Here is a 17402-nt window from a genome sequence, read left to right as displayed (position 1 = left end):
CATGGGGGCGGACCGGCAACAGCGATTACAGGCTGCCGCGCAGGCTCAGCGACACACTGCGTGGGTCGCCGTAGTACCAGGCCAGGCCGGTCGGACCGAATTTCTTGTAGTAGACCTTGTCGAACAGATTGTTCACATTGGCCTGCACCGACAGCTTGTCGCTGAAGCGCCAGGCGAGCATGGCGTTGGCGACGCCGTAGCCACCCTGGGTCGCGGTCAGGCCGGCGCCGCGCACATAGGAATCGCTCTGCATGTTCACGCCGCCGCCGACGGTCCAGCCCGGGCCGGAGCGGTTCGGGCTATAGCTGGTGAACAGGCGCAGCTGGTGTTTCGGATCGATGGTGCGCAGCGGCTGGCCGGTGTTGGCGGCGGTGCCGCTCACGTATTTGGTACGGGTGTTGGTATAGCCAGCCATCAGTTGCCAGCCAGGCAAGACTTCGCCCGACACTTCCGCTTCCAGGCCCTCGCTGCGCTCCTTGCCGCCGGCGATGCGGCAGAAGCCGGTCAGGTTGGTCGGAGGGCAGGGATTGACCGACGACGTGTCCTCGATCGCGCGGCCGACGTTTTCGACCTGGAACAAGCCCATCGAGGCGTTCAAGCGGCCGCCGAAGAACTCCCCTTTCAGGCCGAGCTCGATGTCCTCGCCGATGACCGGTTCGAGCAGGTTGCCGTCGGCGCCGCGCGCCTCCTGCGGCTCGAAGATCTCGGTATAGCTGGCGTAGGCGCTGATCTCGTTCGACAAGTCATAGACAACGCCGACATACGGCGTGGCTTCGCGCGTGACCTTGAAGCCGCTGCCATTGGTGCGGCGCTCGGTTTCGTACCAGCTCAGGCGGGCGCCGAGCAGGACGGCCAGCGGGTCCGCCAGCGAAAAGCGCGCCGTGGCGTAGGCGCCGTTATTGGTCGTCACGGTCGGTGCGGCGCCGCCGGCCGGCATCGTCGTCACCTCGCGCTCCGGATAGGTCGAATACGGATCGAAGGTGCGGATGTCGATGGTCTGCTTGAACAGGGTGCCCGCGCCGTAGGTGGCGATCGTCCGGTCGTACACGCGCTCGGCGCCCACCACCAGCGTGTGCTTGCGTCCGAACAGCGTGAACGGGCCATTGGCGACGATGCTCAGCGCCTGCTGGCGGCTGTCGTCGCCGGTGTACTGCGACGTCGTCATGTCCATCAGGTAGGGATTGGTCGTGCTGGTGCGCGCGATATACGTCTGCTTGAAGCCATTGGTCTTGAGGCGCATCCCGAGATAACCGGCGTTCGCGCGCACGCTCCAGCCATTGTCGAAGCGGTGTTCGATGCCGATCTGGGCCTGGTCGTTGTAGCGGTTCCAGCGGTTCCAGCTGGCGCCCAGAAAGGTGTCGATCGGCAGGTTCAGCGAGGAACCGTCGAAGTTGCCCGGCAAACCGCCCCAGGCGCCGGTGGCATCGAGGTCGGTGTGCTGCAGCCAGGCGGTCACCGTGGTGCGCGGCGTCAGGTCGGCCTGGACCACGCCGTACAGCACTTCACGGTCTTCTTCGCGCCCATCCTGGAACAAGTCCTTCTTGTCCTTCACCGCCACCACCCGGCCCCGTACCGAACCGCTCTCATTGAGCGGGGTCGACACGTCCATCTCGACCCGGCGGCGGTCCCACGAGCCGACCGTCAGGCCGCTTGATGCCTGGAAGGCGGCCGTCGGCAGCTTGCGCACCATATTCACGGTGGCGGAAGGGCTGCCGGAACCGCGCAGCATGCCCGAGGCGCCGCGCAGCAGTTCGACCCGGTCCAGGACGGCCGTGTCCGGCTGGATGAAGTAGGCGCCGGACTGCTTGTAGCTGAGCCCATCGATCTGCATGGCATCGACGCGGAAGCCGCGCGAGTTGTAGGCGATGCGCTCGCTGTCGGTGTAGTCGACCGTGATGCCGGCGGTATTGGTGAGCACGTCGGTCAGGTCGAGCATATTGCGCTCTTCCATCAACTGGCGGGTGATGACGGTCACCGGCTGCGGCGTGTCGCGGATATCTTGCTCGCCCTTGAACAGGGTCGAGGAACGGGTGGTGAACGACTTGCTCTTTTCGGTGGTGGCGTCGTGCTTGCCCGTGATGTTGACGGTGGGGATCGCGTCAGTGGCGATCTCGTCCGGCGCATCGGGAGCGGCAGGGGCAGCGGCCATGGCGGCCAGCGGGGACAGCAAGGCGGCGCTTGCGCACAGTGCGGTGGCCTGGCGCACGAGACGGGCGACGGGCGTTGGATCGGATACAACGGATGGCACTGGGCGCAACATGATCACTCCTTGAAAGTGTTTTGATAATGAGAATGATTCGCATTATAATTCGTGTTGAATAGTTGACGCAACGCACATATTTGCCGCTTCTGCCAAAAGAGACATGCTTTATTTGGCAAAGCCGCTGGAATCATCCGACTCGACCACACCTCATAAAGAGAATAAAGACCATGAAGAAACTGCTGCTCTCCTCGCTCCTCGCCCTTGCTGCAATCGCGCCTGCCGCCCAGGCGCACCACGTCTGGCTGGAGCAGGATGGCAAGACGGTGAAGCTGCAGTTCGGCGAGTTCGGCCTGAACCAACGCGAGACCACGCCCGGCCTGCTGGACAAGTTCGTCGCGCCGCGCGCGACCCTGCTCAAGGCTTCCGGAGAGACCGCGCTCACGCTCGAGAAGACGGCCAAGGGCTATGTGGTCGGCGGCGCCAGCCTGGCGGCGGGCGACGCGATCGTGGCCGAAGACAATGCCTATCCGGGCTGGGAAACGACCAAGGATGGCAAGACGAGTCAGCACATCTGGATCCCGGCCGCGCGCCTGGCGACCAGCTTCGCCGCGCAGCAGCCGAAGCTGGCGCTGGACATCGTCCCGACCGGCACGGCCGGCGAATTCAAGGTGTTTTATAAAGGCCAGCCGCTGCCGAAGGCGAAGGTGGCGATCACCGTGCCGAGCGGCTGGTCGAAGGAAGCGCTGGCCGACGCCAACGGCGCGGTGAAGTTCGACCTGCCGTGGAAAGGCACCTATGTGCTGGAGACGGCGCATACCGACAAGACCGGCGGCGAGCGCGCCGGCGTGCAGTACGCCAGCGCCAGCCATACGTCGTCGCTGACCGTGGTGCAGCCGAAAGGCATCGCGGCCCTGGCCGCGGGCCCTGCACTGGCGCCGGGCGCCGAGCACTGATCGCCGTCCGCGCCGTCCGTCTTAGATAGAAAGGCCCGAGTCCGATGACTACCCTCACCTGGCGCTACCGCGGCGGCGTGGCCGCGCGCGCGGTCGCGGCCATTGCCGGCGGCTATGTGCTGACCTCGATCGCCAGCGCCCTGATCGCCATCGCGCTGCCGCTGCCGCGCGCCGACGCCGTCACCATCGCCACCCTGCTCTCCTTCGTGGTCTATACCTGCGTCATCCTGTGGGTGTTCGCCACGACCAGCGCGCTGCGCGCCTGGGTCGGGGTAGTGGCAACGAGCAGCGTATTGGGCGCTGTGTTATGGATCGCCGGGAGGGCGTCATGAAGGAAGGCTTGCGCCAATCGATGGCATGGGTGCACACCTGGTCGGGCCTCCTGGTGTGCTGGCTGCTGCTGCTGGTGTTCATGGGCGGCACCGCCGCCTACTACAAGCACGAAATCACGTTCTGGATGAAGCCCGAGCTGCACAAGGCGGCCGATGCGCCGTCACGGGTGACGCCGGCCGAATCGGCCACGCTCGCGGTGCGCGAGCTGCAGCAGCGCGCGCCGAAGGCCAATGCCTGGTTCCTCGACCTGCCGCACGAGCGCAATCCGCTGATCTACGCCAGCTGGACCAACCCGCCGAAGAAGGGCATGACCCGTGAAGAACGGCGCGCGGCCTTCCGCACCCAGAACTTCACGCTCGATCCGATGACCGGCGAGAACACCGCCGCGCCGCGCGACACCCGCGGCGGCGAGTTCCTGTACCGCCTGCATTTCGACCTGTACTACATGTCGGCGATCTGGGGCCGCTGGATCGTCGGCATCGCCGCCATGTTCATGCTGGTTGCCATCGTCAGCGGCGTGATCACGCATAAGCGCATCTTCAAGGACTTCTTCACCTTCCGTCCCAAAAAGGGCCAGCGTTCATGGCTCGACGCGCACAACGCCACTGCAGTGCTGGCGCTGCCTTTCCACCTGATGATCACGTACACCGGCCTGGTCACGCTGATGTTCATGTACATGCCCTCGCCCACCAAGGCGCTGTACGGCGCCGAGCAGAACGCCATGTTCGCGGACGTGTTCCCGAACGCCGAACGGGTGAAGCCGGCGAAGGAATTCGCGCCGCTGGTCGACATCGCGCCGATGCTGCTGCAGGCCGAACGTGCCTGGGGCCAGGCGCCGACGCGCGTGGTGGTGACCAACCCGAACGACGCCAACGCCCGGATCGAGCTGCATCGTCCTGCCGGCCAGCAGCTGTCGAACATCGAGCCGACCATGACCTTCGACGGCGCGAGCGGCACGCTGCTGTCCGGCGCCAAGCCAATGAGCACCACCCTGGACGCGCGCGCCGCCATCTACGGCCTGCACGTGGCCCACTTCGCCGACCCGCTGCTGCGCGCGCTGTTCTTCGTGTGCGGCCTGGCCGGCACCGCGATGGTCGCCACCGGCGCCCTGCTGTGGGGCGTGAAGGAGCGCCAGAAGTACGCCAAGGCGATCGCCAAAGGCGGCAAGGCCGGCTTCGGGGTGCGCCTGGTCGATGCCCTGAACATCGGCGCCATCGCCGGCCTGCCGATCGCCTTCGCGGTCTACTTCTGGGCCAACCGCCTGCTGCCGGTCGAGATCGCGCAGCGCACGAACCTCGAAGCCAACTGCTTCTTCATCGCCTGGGGCCTGGCCGCGCTGCTGGCCCAGATCCGCCCGACGCGCGCGATGTGGCGCTTCCAGCTGACGCTGGGCGCGCTGCTGCTGGCAGGGATCCCGGTACTGAACGCGCTCACGACCGACACCCACCTGGGCGTGAGCCTGTTCGGCGGCCCGGCCCTGCGTGCGGTGGCCGGCTTCGACCTGGTGGTGCTGGCGCTCGGCCTGCTGCTCGGCTACGCGGCCTGGTGGCTGGGCAGGCCGAAAAAGCCGGCGGCGGCCAAGAAGCCGGCGCCGGCCGACGTGACGACCAACAAGCTGGAGGCTGCATGAGTGCACTGATCCTGGCCGGCACGGCGCTGGCCTATAGCGGCTTCGCCGCCAAGGGCCTGTCGATGGACCGCCATTACGCCGACATCCACGGCCGCGGCGCGGAGCCGGACGCGCGTCTGCGCCTGCACTTGCGCCTGCTGGGCTGGCTCGCACTGGCGCTGTCCTTCGGCGCCTGCATCGCGGCCTGCGGCTGGCATATCGGACCGGTCGTGTGGTGCGGCGTGCTGTCGCTGTCCGCCTGGAGCGTCACGCTGCTGCTGCAGTATGCGCCGCGCCGCGCGATCCAGGCAGCGTGGATCGGCGTGCCGGCACTGGCGCTGCTGGTGGCCCTGCTGGCCTGAGGCGATTCCTTCGGTCCTATTTCGGCAGCCGCTCGTCGGCGCCCGGGGCCATCCCGATCCGCACGCCCGAACCACGAATCCACCGCGCGCCCCGGACGATCGCCCGCCTGAGGGCCGGTTCGGCGAACGCGGCGATCAGCCAGGCCACGGCCAGCGTCGCGACGATGGCCAGCGTCAGGGCGGCCGGCCGGCCCAGGCCCCTGTCGCTGGCGACAACGAGCATCGCCCCGCCGACGACCTCGTGCACGAGGTAGAACGGATAGGTGACCAGGCCGAGCATCCGTATCCTGGCCGCCGTGCGCGCGGAAGGCGTCCAGCGTTTCGCATTGACGAGGCAGACGCGGATCGCCGCCAGCAGCGCCGCGAAGGCCAGCAGCGCGCCAACCGTCACCCACCTGATGTCCAGCGGTCCCGCATCGCCGGCGGCAAAGATGGTCGTCAGGCTCACCGAGCGGCAGACGATCTCGAGCGCCGCCGCCGCCAGGGACAGCCCGAACAGGACCCGGTCGCTGCGGTCCAGCGGCTGCCGCTGCGTCGCCATCCATAGATAGATCCCGATCGCAAAGAAGACGCCGTGGCGCAGCAGCAGCATGTTCTTCAGGCCGTAGCCGAGGTCGAGCACGCCCGGCCCGGACGTCGTCACCAGCAGATAGAACAGGGAAACCAGGTAGGCGCTGCTGGCCACGGCCAGCAATCGCGCCACCGCGCGCAGCCGCACCCGTCCCCGCAGCAGTGCGATGAACACCAGGGCATAGAAGGCGATCTCGATCGGCAAGGTCCAGTAGGCGGTGGCCAGCGCATCCTCGCCCACCAGCATCACGGAGCTGGCGAACGCCCACCACTCGGGATTTACGCCGATGCCCAGCGCGTAATAGGCCGGCGTGGGCACGACCGACAGGATCGCGAAGCTGATCGCAGCAGCGACCCAGGCCGCCGGATACAGACGCAGGAAGCGATTGCGCGCGAAGCGGTACGGCGTGGAGGCGATGGCCGAGTTGGCGATGACGACGCCCGAGATGACGAAGAAGACCTGCACCCCGACCCACCCGAACGGCATGATATGGGCTTCATTCGGGATCCGCCACGTAAAATGAAACAGCGCCACCACCAGCGCGCAGCCGAAGCGGACGAGGTCCAGGCCGAAGGCATAGGATGCGTAATGCGGTGATAAATGGTCGCTGCTCAAATCTTGCCTCCAAAGTAAGGAGGCAACGATAAAACAAAAGCACGCCACTTGTCTAAAGATATGTCCGCCTAACCGCATTCCCGACACATCGCACCGCCCCGATGCCCCAGCTGGAACGCGCCCGCCTCATCGACCCACACCTCAGCGCCTCACGCCGGCCCGCAATTAGGGCGCAATTAGGGTCAGAGTCGAATTACCGAGCAATTTCCTATTTTCGACCCCCTCTCTTCCCTTACTACCATTCCCCAGCCACAGCTTTCTGAAAAGACAATTAGGGTCAGAGTCGAATTGTTTGACAACTTTTAAAGTTGCTCGATAATTCGACTCTGACCCTCATGCGCTTTGCACCGAAAATGAGTGATTCAACTGCTTGCAGACACGTTTTTCGGTAAGTTCTTCGAGAGCAAATTGTTCATAGCTGAACAATTTCCCCTCACCGAAAAAACACCCAAAAATTAATTAGGGTCAGAGTCGATTTATTGAGCAATTTCTGAGAATTGCCATTAATTCGACTCTGACCCTAATTATCCTGCGAGCAAAATGCATCAGGGCTCTTGAAGCGAACACAGAGCCCCTCAGTATTTCACAAAGTTGTCAAACAATTCGACTCTGACCCTAATTGTGGTGGGGTCAGGCGGGTAGTGAGGTGTTGGGGAGCGAGGCGGAGAAAGTGCTGCCTTTGCCTGGCTGCGAGGTGATCGTCAGCTTGCCGCCGTGGCGCAGCAGGACGTGCTTGACGATCGCCAGGCCGAGGCCGGTGCCCTGCGTTTCGCGCGAACGGCTCTTGTCGACGCGGTAGAAACGCTCGGTCAGGCGCGGGATGTGTTCGGGGTCGATGCCGATGCCGCAATCCGTTACCGCGAAACTCAGCGCATCGACGCCGCGGGTCCAGGCCAGGCGGATCGTGCCGCCGTTCGGCGAGTAGCGCACCGCGTTCGAGGCCAGGTTGGCGAAGGCGCTGCGCAGTTCTTCCATGCTGCCCATCACGTCGGGGCCGTCGACCGCGACCTCGATCTGGTGCCGCCCGCCCGATAGCGCGCGCGCCTCGGCCGCGATCGAGTCGATCAGGCTGCGCACGTCCACCTTCTCGCGCTTGAGCGGATATTCGTCCGACTCCAGCCGCGACAGGGTCAGCATGTCCTGGATCAGGCGCTGCATGCGGTGCGCCTGCTCCGTCATCAGGTTCAGGTGCGACATCCGCGTGGCGACGTCGATGCCCGGATCGGACAGCGCGATCTCGAGGAAGCCCACGATCACCGTCAGCGGCGTGCGCAGCTCGTGCGAGGCGTTGGCGATGAAGTCGCGCCGCATCGCTTCGATGCGCTCGGTGTCGGTGGCGTCGTGCGTCACCAGGATCTGGCGCCGGTTCTCGAACGGGATGATGCGGCATTCCAGCTTGCGGCCGCGGAACGACAGCGTCAGCGGCTGCTCGTAGCGCCCCAGCACGATGTAGTCGATGAAGTCCGGATGGCGCACCAGGTTCGTGACGCGCAGGCCCTTGTCGCGCTCCATCGTCAGGCCCAGGTGACGCTCGACCGCCGGATTGCACCACTCCAGGAACAGCACGTCGTCCATGATGGCAACGCCTTCCGGCAGCAGGTGCATCGCCTGGCGGAAGCGCGCCAGCCATTCGGTCAGCTCGGCCTGGTGGCGCTCGTCGTCGCGCCGCAGGCGGTAAAGACGGGCAAACGCATCCGTCCAGGCGCCCCAGCCGTCCGGCAGGCGCGTGCTGTGCGGCTCTTCCAGCCACTCGCCCAGCTTGTACAGGTACGACAATTGCGTGAACACGGCGACCGCCATCCCGGCCAGCGCCAGCGACAGCGCAGCCACGAGACCGAACCACCACCACACCACGCCGGACACGGCGAACAGCAGCGCCGTGCGCAGCAGCGCCGGCACCCAGAACAACAGCTTGGGATTCATCGCGTCCTTCGACACCGCTTATTTCTCGGACAGCATGTAGCCGACGCTGCGCACCGTGCGGATCAGGCCATCGGCCGATTTCAGTGCCTTGCGCAGGCGCAGCACGTGCACGTCGACCGTGCGCTCCTCGATCACGGCGTGGTCGCCCCACACCTTGTCGAGCAGCTGGGCGCGCGAGAACACGCGCTCCCGATGCGCCATCAGGTACTTCAAGAGCTTGTACTCTGCGTTGCCGATGTCGATCTGCTGGTTCTCGACCGTCACCGTGCAGCTGTTCGGATCGAGCGTCACCGTGCCGGCGCGCAGCGGCGCCTCGGCCAGGTGCGGGCTCTTGCGGCGCAGCAGCGCGCGCGAACGCGCCAGCAGCTCGCGCGGCGAGAACGGCTTGGTGATGTAGTCGTCGGCGCCGTTGTTCAGGCCCGCCAGCTTGTCCTCTTCCATGCTTTTTGCCGTCAGCATGATCACCGGCAGGTCCTGGAAGTCACGGTCGGCGCGCAGGCGCGACAGCAAACGCAGGCCGCTCTGGTCGGGCAGCATCCAGTCGAGCAGCAGCAGGTCGGGCTTGCCCCGGCTGATGCTCTCCCAGGCGCCGGCGGTGGTGTCGGCGGTGCGGATGTCCCAGCCAGCCTCGCGCAGCGAATAAGTCACCAGCTCGACGATCGCCGGCTCGTCTTCAACGACCAGGACCGAGGTGTTGTCTGCCATCGTATTATTCCGCCACCTGGTCGAGCACTACCTTGCTGTGACGGATGTCGCGGCCTTCGACCACGTAGATCACGTACTCGGCGATGTTCTTGGCGTGGTCGCCGATGCGCTCGATCGCCTTCGCCACCCACAGCGTGTCCAGCGCCGACGAGATCGTGCGCGGGTCTTCCATCATGTAGGTGACCATGCTGCGCAGGATGGTGCGGAACTCGTGGTCGACCACCTCGTCGCCGGCGATGATCTGCAAGGCCTGCTTGCCGTCCAGGCGCGCAAACGCATCCAGCGAATCGTGCAGCAGTTCCGAGGTCGCCTTGGCGATGGTGCGGATCATGTCGTAGTGGGCAAAGCCCGTAACGCCGCGCTCGTGCAGGCTTTTCGCGGTGCGCGCGACCTTGGTCGCCTCGTCGCCGATGCGCTCCAGGTCGGTGATGACCTTGATGGTGGCCATTACGGTGCGCAGGTCGTTGGCGGTCGGCTGGCGCTTGACGATCAGGTGGCTGCAGGCGTCGTCGAGCGAGACTTCGAGCTGGTTGACGGCCTGGTCTTCGGCCATCACGCGCTCGGCGCGCGGGATGTCGCCGATGCGGAAGCACTCGAGCGCTTCCTCGAACTGGGTTTCCACCATGCCGCCCATCAGCAAGACCTGGGAACGGATGCCCTCGAGTTCCTGGTCGTACTGCTTGGATGAATGCTCGCCTGTCATAACTTCTCCGTCAAATATTCTTGTGAAGCCGGCGGGGCCGGCAAAATGAGCAACCGGGTCGTATCAGCCGAAGCGGCCGGTAATATAGTCTTGCGTTTCCTTGCGCGCCGGATTCATGAAGATCTGGTCGGTCTCGCCGAATTCGACCAGCTCGCCAAGATACATGTAGGCAGTGTAATCCGAGCAACGCGCGGCTTGTTGCATATTATGGGTCACGATGGTGATCGTGTAATCCTGCTTCAGCTCGCTGATCAGTTCCTCGATCTTCGCGGTCGAGATCGGGTCCAGCGCCGAGGTCGGTTCGTCGAGCAGCAGGACGTCTGGCTTGACCGCCACGCCGCGCGCGATGCACAGGCGCTGCTGCTGGCCGCCCGACAGCGACAGGCCGCTCTTGTTCAATTTGTCCTTGGCTTCTTCCCACAGGGCCGCCTTTTTCAGGGCCCATTCCACGCGCTCGTCCATCTCGCCCTTCGACAGGTTTTCGTACAAGCGCACGCCAAAGGCGATGTTGTCGTAGATCGACATCGGGAATGGGGTCGGCTTCTGGAACACCATGCCGACCTTGGCGCGCAGCATGTTGACGTCGACACCCGGCTCCAGGATATTGCGGCCGCGGTACATGATCGAGCCTTCGGCGCGCTGGCCCGGGTACAGGTCGTACATCCGGTTCAGCGTGCGCAGCAGGGTCGACTTGCCGCAGCCCGACGGGCCGATGAAGGCCGTCACCTGCTTGGCGTGGATGTCGAGCGAGACATCCTTCAGGCTCTGCGTCTTACCGTAAAAAAAGTTCAGGCCTTCGATTTCGATCGTCTTGGCTTTTGCAGCGGCCGGGGTCGGAGTCGTATTGAGCATGGCTTGGTTCATCACTTTGTCTTTTATCAGGTCGATTAACGCGGAGTTTTTTGGCTGAACAGGGTCCGCGACAGGATGTTCAGCAACAGCACGGTAGCAGTCACCAGCAGTGCGCCGGCCCAGGCCAGCGAGCGCCAGTCGTCATACGGGCTCATGGCGTAGGTATAGATCACCACCGGCAGGTTGGCCAGCGGCGCGTTCATGTCGTTGCTGTAGAACTGGTTGTTCAGCGCGGTGAACAGCAGCGGCGCGGTTTCGCCGGTGACGCGGGCAATCGCCAGCAGCACGCCGGTCACGACGCCGGCCTTGACGGCGCGCAGGCGCACCGTGATCGCCACTTTCCAGTGCGGCGCACCGAGGGCATAGGCGGCTTCCAGCAGGCTGGCTGGCACCAGGCGCAGCATATTGTCGGTAGTACGCACCACAACCGGAACCGCGATCAGGGACAGCGCGATGGAGCCGGCGTAGCCCGAGAAGTGCTGCACATTGGCCACGTAGATCGCGTACACGAACAGGCCGATCACGATCGATGGCGCCGAAAGCATGATGTCGGTCACGAAGCGCGTGATCTGTGCGAACTTGTTGTTCTCGCCGTACTCTGCCAGATAGATGCCGGCCAGGATGCCGATCGGGGTCGAGACCAGGGTCGACAGGCCGACCATCATCACGCTACCGACAATGGCGTTGCGCAAGCCTCCGCCCGGGGTGCCCGGGGCTGGCGTATCGGCCGTCAGCAGGGTCGAGCTCAAGCCGCCCAGGCCGTTGTACAGCAGGGTCCACAAGATCCAGGCCAGGAAGGCCAGGCCGATGCCCATGGCGCACACCGACAGGGTGATGCCGATGCGGTGCGCCAGCAGGCGCTTGCGATAAACAGGGTTCTTGACAGCGTTATTCATTATTTGGTGCCTTCATTACGCGACATACCCACCAGCATCAGCTTGGCGGCCGACAGCACGATGAAGGTGATGCCGAACAGGATCAGGGCCAGCGCAAACAGCGACGACGAATGCAGCGCGGTGGCTGCTTCGGCAAACTCGTTGGCCAGGGTCGACGAAATCGAATTACCCGGCGAGAACAGCGACGCCGACAGCGAGTGGGCATTACCGATCACGAAGGTGACTGCCATGGTCTCGCCCAGCGCGCGGCCCAGGCCCAGCATCACGCCGCCCACCACACCATTGCGGGTGTACGGCAGCACGACCTTGCGCACCACTTCCCACCGGGTGCAGCCCAGGCCATACGCCGATTCCTTGAGCACGGTCGGCACGATCTCGAACACGTCGCGCATCACCGAAGCGATGAAGGGAATGATCATGATCGCCAGGATCAGGCCGGCAGTCATGATGCCGATGCCCATGGTCGGTCCCTGGAAGATAGCCCCGATGATCGGCAGCTGGCCGATGGTTTCCTTCAGCGCCGGCTGCACGTATTCAGCGAACAAAGGCGCAAACACGAACAGGCCCCACATGCCGTAGATGATCGACGGCACGCCGGCCAGCAGTTCGACCGCGGTGCCCAGCGGGCGGCGCAGCCAGGCCGGGCAAATCTCGGTGAGGAACAGGGCGATCCCGAAGCTGATCGGGAACGCGACTGCCAGCGCGATGATCGAGGTGGCCAGCGTGCCCCAGATCGCGATCATGGCGCCGAATTCGTCGTTCACCGGATCCCATTCGACGCGGGTGATGAAGCCCGGCCCGAACTGGCTGAATGCCGGCGCGGCGCCGATCGCCAGCGAGATGATGATCCCGACCAGCACCAGCAGCACCGAAGCGGCGAACAGCAAGGTGATCTTGTGGAAGAAGAAGTCCTGGATACGCTGGTTGCGCATGGTGCCGCGCAAGGCTTCGTAGTGGCGGGCGTCTTCGGCTGCGGCCTTGTCGGACAGGTCGTTTACGGTGACGGATGGGTGGGCGCTCATGGTCTTATGGACTCGTTATCAATATCGTTTTGTCAATATCGCTGGCATGCGGAAAGACCGGTCGCGCCGGCCCTCCCGGGTTTGGGAAATGTGGATTACCAGAGCGCCTTGCCGGCCGCGTCCTTCAGGTTGGCGCGCCAGGTATCCTGCACCAGCTTGGTGACTTCGGCCGGCATCGGCACGTAGTCCAGTTCGGCGGCCGACGGCGCGCCGTTCTTGTAGGCCCAGTCGAAGAACTTCAGCACTTGCTGGCCCTTGGCGGCATCCTGGGTCTTGTGGACCAGGATGTAGGAGGCGCCGGTCACGGGCCATGCGCCCTTGCCCGGCTGGTGGGTCAATACCACCGCGAAGCCCGGGGTGCCCTTCCAGTCGGCGCCGGCGGCGGCCGCCTTAAAGGCGTCGTCCGAAGGCTGCAGCCAGCTGCCGTCGGCGCCTTGCAGCTGGGTGTGCGACATCTTGTTCTTCTTGGCGTAGGCCCACTCGACGTAGCCGATGCCGCCCTTGATGCGCTGCACGTTGGCGGCAACGCCTTCGTTGCCCTTGCCGCCCACGCCGACCGCCCACTTGACGGTGGTGCCGGCGCCGATGGTCGATTTCCAGGTCGGGCTGACCTTGCTCAGGTAGTCGGTCCACAGGAACGAGGTGCCCGAGCTGTCGGCACGGCGCACGACGGTGATGTCGGAGGCCGGCAGCTTGACGCCCGGGTTCAGCGCGGCGATCTGCGGCGCGTTCCACTTGACGATCTTGCCCATGTAGATGTCGGCGATGACGGCGCCGCTCAGCTTCATCTGGCCCGGGGCGATGCCGTCCAGGTTCACGATCGGCACCACGCCGCCCATCACGGCCGGGAACTGGAACAGGCCCGCGGCATTCAGTTCATTCGCTGCCAGCGGCATGTCGGACGCGCCGAAGTCGACGGTCTTGGCCTTGATCTGCTTGATGCCGGCGCCCGAACCCACCGACTGGTAATTCAGGCCTACGCCGGAAGCCGCCTTGTACAGCTCGGCCCACTTGGCATAGATCGGGTATGGGAAGGTCGCGCCGGCGCCGGTGATGTTGACGTTCTGGGCGCTGGCGGAGAATGCCGTTGCGGCCAGGGCGATCGAGACGAAGAAGTGCTTCATGCGCATATCGGATCCTTTGGAAGTGACACCACGGGACGGTCCCGCTGACGATGAGCCGCAGTCTAACGGGCGAATGTGACAGGTTCATGACATATTTGGCCAATGTGACATGAACATGACACGCGCGCAAGGATGTCATCCCCGGGAGCGACGCGGCGCGCGGATGGAAATCGGCGTCAACCGAATATTGTCATGTTCCGCATTGTGGATACTTGTAAATACACCATTGCCTGCTACCCTGAGATGGTAGTCATGACATGGAGGGGATGCCGACAGGCGTTTTGTTTTATATGTTAGATCTGATGGTGATGGGGATTCTGAGCGGACTGGCCGCCCTCGTGGCGTTCGAGATTTACCAGGAAGTCCGCGGCAGTTCCTCCGATTTACACGACCGCTATCACGAATAGCGAATGGCCCGCTCAGTGGGTCAATACAGCAGGCGGCGAGGCCGATGGCGCTCGCCGCTTGTCGTATACAAGGCGTCATTGTCGAACTGCCGCCTTCATGACATTTATCGCATGAAGCGCGCCAGCGCCGTCACCGCGGCCAGGTCGGGCTGCAGGAACTGGAAGCCGACCTTGAATTCACCGCTGCTGAAAATGCAATACGACACCTTGACCCGCGTATGGATGGTGACGAAGCCGCCCTCGACCAGCAGGTCGAAAGCCAGTTGCCCGCCCTGCCCGACCGCCAGCGGATCGGCCAGGCTGATGCTCACGCCATTGGCGCCGACGTCGGTGGTCTTGCCGCCGATGGGCGGCTGGCCGTCCATGGCGAGCATGGCCTTGGTGCGGTACACCTTGCGTGGAGATTTCCTTTGGTCTTGATACACGTGTTTAGCCGAATACAGTGAACAAGACACAATTATAGAATCTTTCAAAAAATCCGACAGGCAATAGCCCAGCCCGCTTGGCAGGTATTGACGATCAGTCGACCTCGCGCAACTTATTGAACGCCTCCTCGATGCGTTCGACGGTAATGATGCGCATGCCCTCGATCTTGCCCTTCGGCGCATTCGATTTCGGGATCACCGCCAGCGAGAAGCCCAGCTTGGCCGCTTCGCGCAGGCGTTCCTGGCCGCGCGGCGCCGGCCGGATTTCGCCGGCCAGGCCGACCTCGCCGAACACCACCAGCCCACGCGGCAGCGGCTTGTTGCGCATCGACGAGTTGATCGCCAGGAGCACGGCAAGGTCGGCCGCCGGTTCGGTGATCTTGACGCCGCCGACCGCGTTGATGAACACGTCCTGGTCGAAGGCCGCGATGCCGGCGTGGCGGTGCAGGACCGCCAGCAGCATCGCCAGCCGATTCTGTTCCAACCCAACGGACAGGCGGCGCGCGTTGGGCAGGTGGCTGGTATCGACCAGTGCTTGAATTTCGACCAACAGCGGTCTCGTGCCCTCCTGGGTCACCATCACGCAGGAACCCGGCACCTGGCTGTCGTGCTGCGACAGGAACAGGGCGGAAGGATTCGACACGCCCTTCAAGCCCTTCTCGGTCATCGCGAACACGCCCAGCTCGTTCACCGCGCCGAAGCGGTTCTTGATCGCCCGCACCAGGCGGTAGCTCGACTGCGTATCGCCTTCGAAATACAGCACGGTGTCGACGATGTGCTCCAGCACGCGCGGGCCGGCCAGCGCGCCCTCCTTGGTAACATGGCCGACCAGGATGATGGTGACGCCGGTTTGCTTGGCCACCCGCGTGAGCTGGGCCGCGCACTCGCGCACCTGGGCCACCGAGCCGGGGGCCGACGTGAGCGCATCCGAATACATGGTCTGGATCGAGTCGATCACCACCACGTCGGGCTTCAAGTCGGCGATGGTGCCGAGGATTTTCTCGAGCTGGATCTCGGCCTGCAACTTCAGGTCTTTCGCATCCACCGCCAGGCGCTTCGCGCGCAGTGCGATCTGGGCGCCCGATTCCTCGCCGCTGACGTAGAGGGTGCTGCGGACGGTGGAAAGACTGGACAGCGCCTGCAGCAGCAGGGTCGACTTGCCGATGCCGGGGTCGCCGCCGATCAGGACCACGCCGCCGGCCACCAGGCCGCCGCCCAGCACGCGGTCGAATTCCTCGATGCCGGTGCCGAAGCGCGGCACGTCGATCGCCTCGATGTCGGCCAGGGACAGCACCGGCGCCGTCTGCGCCAGGCTGCGGTGCGGGGTCTGCGACATGCGGTTCACGCCGGGCGTGTCGACGACCGTCTCGACCATCGTGTTCCATGCCTTGCAATCGGCGCACTGGCCGGTCCAGCGGGTGGAGATCGCGCCGCACTCGCTGCAGGTGTAGTTGGTTTTTGCTTTTGCCATCGTGTCTATATGGGGATTGTCGGGCCGCGGTTCAACCGTCGGTGCCGAGACGGCCTTCGGTCACGCGCACGCGCGGCGCCAGCGCGCACATCAGCTCATAGCCGATGGTGCCCGCGGCCTGGGCCACGTCGTCGATCGGCAAACCGTCGCCCCACAGGGTGACCTTGCTGCCGATGCGGGCGTTGGGGATGGGCGTCAGGTCGACGGTCATCATGTCCATCGAGACCCGGCCGACCAGGGTGGTGCGCACGCCGTCGACGATCACCGGCGTGCCGTGCGGCGCGCTGCGCGGGTAGCCGTCGGCATAGCCGCAGGCCACCACGCCGATCGTCATCGGGCCTTCGGCCTCGAAGCGGCTGCCGTAGCCGACCGTGTCGCCCGGCCCGATATGCTGGATGCCGATTACTTCGGAGCGCAGGGTCATGGTGGGACGCAGGCCGAACTCCAGGGCGCTGCGCCCGCCCGGCGTGCCGCCGTACAGCATGATGCCGGGGCGGACCCAGTCGTTCGACAGCTGGCCGGCGAGTTCGGCCTGGTGCAGCACGCCGCCCGAATTCGACAGGCTGCGCTCGCCGGCAAGGTCGGCCGCCCCCAGCTGGAATCGCCGCACCTGCTCGGCGATCGTCAGGCGCGGATGTTCCAGCTCGTCGGCATTGGCGAAGTGGGTCATGTGGGTGATCGAGCGCACGTCGCGGATAGCGCGCAGGCGCTGCCAGGCGGCGGCATATTCAGCGGGCGGAAAGCCCAGGCGGTTCATCCCCGTGTTCATCTTGAGGTAAACGTCGATCGGGCGGTACAGCTGCGTGTACTCGAGCAGCTTGACCTGCTCGATGCTGTGCACGGCGGTGGCGATATTGTGCTCGGCCAGCATGGGCACATCGGCCGCTTCGAAGAATCCCTCTAATAAAAGAATCGGCTTGATCCAGCCGAGTTCGCGCAGGCGGATCGCGCTTTCCAGCTCGACCAGCGCCAGGCCGTCGGCGGTGGAAAAGCCCCGCAGCGCGCGTTCCAGGCCGTGGCCGTAGGCATCGGCTTTCACGACGGCCCAGATCTTCGCCAGCGGTGCGCAGCTGCGCGCCTGGGCGAGGTTGTGTTGCATGGAATCGAGGTGGATGGTGGCGAAGAGCGGACGCGGCATGGCAATCTTTTAAGAAAAACGGAAGGAATCCGGTATAAAACGTCAAGTGCCTATTTTACCGGAGCGGGCCGCGCGGCGGCGCCGTAGCAC

The 17402-nt window shown here is 64.7% G+C and carries 16 protein-coding genes; 4 read left to right on the top strand and 12 right to left on the bottom strand.

Annotation, left to right across the window (positions count from 1 at the left end):
• Positions 1 to 25: 25 nt before the first annotated feature.
• The gene (locus tag SOM61_RS19095) at positions 26 to 2260 is read right to left on the bottom strand and encodes a TonB-dependent siderophore receptor (RefSeq protein WP_320475539.1); all 2235 of its coding nucleotides are present in this window, start codon (positions 2258 to 2260) and stop codon (positions 26 to 28) included.
• 170 nt (positions 2261 to 2430) lie between these two features.
• Between SOM61_RS19095 and SOM61_RS19090 the strand changes: the two genes are divergently transcribed.
• The 4 genes from SOM61_RS19090 to SOM61_RS19075 are packed head-to-tail and all read left to right on the top strand — an operon-like array spanning position 2431 to position 5460.
• Complete coding sequence (locus tag SOM61_RS19090; protein ID WP_320475538.1) at positions 2431 to 3156, top strand: DUF4198 domain-containing protein; 726 nt, start codon at positions 2431 to 2433, stop codon at positions 3154 to 3156.
• Between the two features lie 44 nt (positions 3157 to 3200).
• Entirely contained in the window at positions 3201 to 3488 is a 288-nt protein-coding gene (locus tag SOM61_RS19085; RefSeq protein ID WP_320475537.1) for a DUF3649 domain-containing protein, read from the top strand.
• Positions 3485 to 5119: a PepSY-associated TM helix domain-containing protein gene (locus SOM61_RS19080; protein ID WP_320475536.1), complete on the top strand. Its 1635-nt coding sequence runs from the start codon at positions 3485 to 3487 to the stop codon at positions 5117 to 5119. Before SOM61_RS19085 ends, SOM61_RS19080 begins: the two co-directional genes overlap by 4 nt.
• A complete protein-coding gene (locus SOM61_RS19075; protein WP_320475535.1) occupies positions 5116 to 5460 on the top strand; it encodes a DUF3325 domain-containing protein in 345 nt (114 codons plus the stop codon). Before SOM61_RS19080 ends, SOM61_RS19075 begins: the two co-directional genes overlap by 4 nt.
• A gap of 16 nt (positions 5461 to 5476) precedes the next feature.
• Here the strand turns inward: SOM61_RS19075 and SOM61_RS19070 are convergent, their stop codons facing one another.
• The 11 genes from SOM61_RS19070 to alr form a co-directional block, all read right to left on the bottom strand.
• Entirely contained in the window at positions 5477 to 6646 is a 1170-nt protein-coding gene (locus SOM61_RS19070) for an acyltransferase family protein (RefSeq protein ID WP_320475534.1), read from the bottom strand.
• Positions 6647 to 7276: 630 nt separating this feature from the next.
• The gene (gene phoR / locus SOM61_RS19065) at positions 7277 to 8569 is read right to left on the bottom strand and encodes a phosphate regulon sensor histidine kinase PhoR (RefSeq protein ID WP_320475533.1); all 1293 of its coding nucleotides are present in this window, start codon (positions 8567 to 8569) and stop codon (positions 7277 to 7279) included.
• Between the two features lie 18 nt (positions 8570 to 8587).
• Positions 8588 to 9274, bottom strand: a complete 687-nt coding sequence (locus SOM61_RS19060) for a response regulator (protein ID WP_123072181.1) — start codon at positions 9272 to 9274, stop codon at positions 8588 to 8590.
• Between the two features lie 4 nt (positions 9275 to 9278).
• The gene (gene phoU, locus SOM61_RS19055; protein WP_320475532.1) at positions 9279 to 9977 is read right to left on the bottom strand and encodes a phosphate signaling complex protein PhoU; all 699 of its coding nucleotides are present in this window, start codon (positions 9975 to 9977) and stop codon (positions 9279 to 9281) included.
• Between the two features lie 63 nt (positions 9978 to 10040).
• Positions 10041 to 10829 (bottom strand): phosphate ABC transporter ATP-binding protein PstB, encoded by a 789-nt coding sequence (pstB, locus tag SOM61_RS19050; protein ID WP_174348361.1) that lies wholly within the window; start codon positions 10827 to 10829, stop codon positions 10041 to 10043.
• A gap of 35 nt (positions 10830 to 10864) precedes the next feature.
• Complete coding sequence (pstA, locus tag SOM61_RS19045) at positions 10865 to 11725, bottom strand: phosphate ABC transporter permease PstA (RefSeq protein WP_320475531.1); 861 nt, start codon at positions 11723 to 11725, stop codon at positions 10865 to 10867.
• Positions 11725 to 12747: a phosphate ABC transporter permease subunit PstC gene (pstC, locus tag SOM61_RS19040; RefSeq protein WP_147936694.1), complete on the bottom strand. Its 1023-nt coding sequence runs from the start codon at positions 12745 to 12747 to the stop codon at positions 11725 to 11727. Before pstC ends, pstA begins: the two co-directional genes overlap by 1 nt.
• A gap of 95 nt (positions 12748 to 12842) precedes the next feature.
• Positions 12843 to 13877: a phosphate ABC transporter substrate-binding protein PstS gene (gene pstS / locus SOM61_RS19035; protein ID WP_320475530.1), complete on the bottom strand. Its 1035-nt coding sequence runs from the start codon at positions 13875 to 13877 to the stop codon at positions 12843 to 12845.
• A 505-nt stretch (positions 13878 to 14382) separates the two neighbouring features.
• The gene (locus SOM61_RS19030; protein ID WP_320475529.1) at positions 14383 to 14703 is read right to left on the bottom strand and encodes a PilZ domain-containing protein; all 321 of its coding nucleotides are present in this window, start codon (positions 14701 to 14703) and stop codon (positions 14383 to 14385) included.
• 94 nt (positions 14704 to 14797) lie between these two features.
• On the bottom strand, positions 14798 to 16174 hold the full coding sequence (radA, locus tag SOM61_RS19025; RefSeq protein WP_147936697.1) for a DNA repair protein RadA: 1377 nt from the start codon (positions 16172 to 16174) through the stop codon (positions 14798 to 14800).
• A gap of 31 nt (positions 16175 to 16205) precedes the next feature.
• Positions 16206 to 17312 carry an alanine racemase gene (alr, locus tag SOM61_RS19020; RefSeq protein WP_320475528.1) on the bottom strand — a complete coding sequence of 369 codons (1107 nt, stop codon included), beginning with the start codon at positions 17310 to 17312 and terminating at the stop codon, positions 16206 to 16208.
• Positions 17313 to 17402 lie beyond the last annotated feature (90 nt).

This window comes from Massilia sp. CFBP9012 (genome assembly GCF_034045115.1).
GTDB lineage: Bacteria > Pseudomonadota > Gammaproteobacteria > Burkholderiales > Burkholderiaceae_D > Telluria.
This window is presented reverse-complemented; position numbering and strand designations above follow the sequence as displayed.

What these genes read in the sequence shown, in the direction of transcription:
- SOM61_RS19095 (WP_320475539.1), bottom strand. Translation starts at nt 2,260, where the DNA reads ATGTTGCGCCCAGTGCCATCCGTTGTATCCGATCCAACGCCCGTCGCC.
- SOM61_RS19090 (WP_320475538.1), top strand. Translation starts at nt 2,431, where the DNA reads ATGAAGAAACTGCTGCTCTCCTCGCTCCTCGCCCTTGCTGCAATCGCG.
- SOM61_RS19085 (WP_320475537.1), top strand. Translation starts at nt 3,201, where the DNA reads ATGACTACCCTCACCTGGCGCTACCGCGGCGGCGTGGCCGCGCGCGCG.
- SOM61_RS19080 (WP_320475536.1), top strand. Translation starts at nt 3,485, where the DNA reads ATGAAGGAAGGCTTGCGCCAATCGATGGCATGGGTGCACACCTGGTCG.
- SOM61_RS19075 (WP_320475535.1), top strand. Translation starts at nt 5,116, where the DNA reads ATGAGTGCACTGATCCTGGCCGGCACGGCGCTGGCCTATAGCGGCTTC.
- phoR (WP_320475533.1), bottom strand. Translation starts at nt 8,569, where the DNA reads ATGAATCCCAAGCTGTTGTTCTGGGTGCCGGCGCTGCTGCGCACGGCG.
- SOM61_RS19060 (WP_123072181.1), bottom strand. Translation starts at nt 9,274, where the DNA reads ATGGCAGACAACACCTCGGTCCTGGTCGTTGAAGACGAGCCGGCGATC.
- phoU (WP_320475532.1), bottom strand. Translation starts at nt 9,977, where the DNA reads ATGACAGGCGAGCATTCATCCAAGCAGTACGACCAGGAACTCGAGGGC.
- pstB (WP_174348361.1), bottom strand. Translation starts at nt 10,829, where the DNA reads ATGCTCAATACGACTCCGACCCCGGCCGCTGCAAAAGCCAAGACGATC.
- pstA (WP_320475531.1), bottom strand. Translation starts at nt 11,725, where the DNA reads ATGAATAACGCTGTCAAGAACCCTGTTTATCGCAAGCGCCTGCTGGCG.
- pstC (WP_147936694.1), bottom strand. Translation starts at nt 12,747, where the DNA reads ATGAGCGCCCACCCATCCGTCACCGTAAACGACCTGTCCGACAAGGCC.
- pstS (WP_320475530.1), bottom strand. Translation starts at nt 13,877, where the DNA reads ATGCGCATGAAGCACTTCTTCGTCTCGATCGCCCTGGCCGCAACGGCA.
- radA (WP_147936697.1), bottom strand. Translation starts at nt 16,174, where the DNA reads ATGGCAAAAGCAAAAACCAACTACACCTGCAGCGAGTGCGGCGCGATC.
- alr (WP_320475528.1), bottom strand. Translation starts at nt 17,312, where the DNA reads ATGCCGCGTCCGCTCTTCGCCACCATCCACCTCGATTCCATGCAACAC.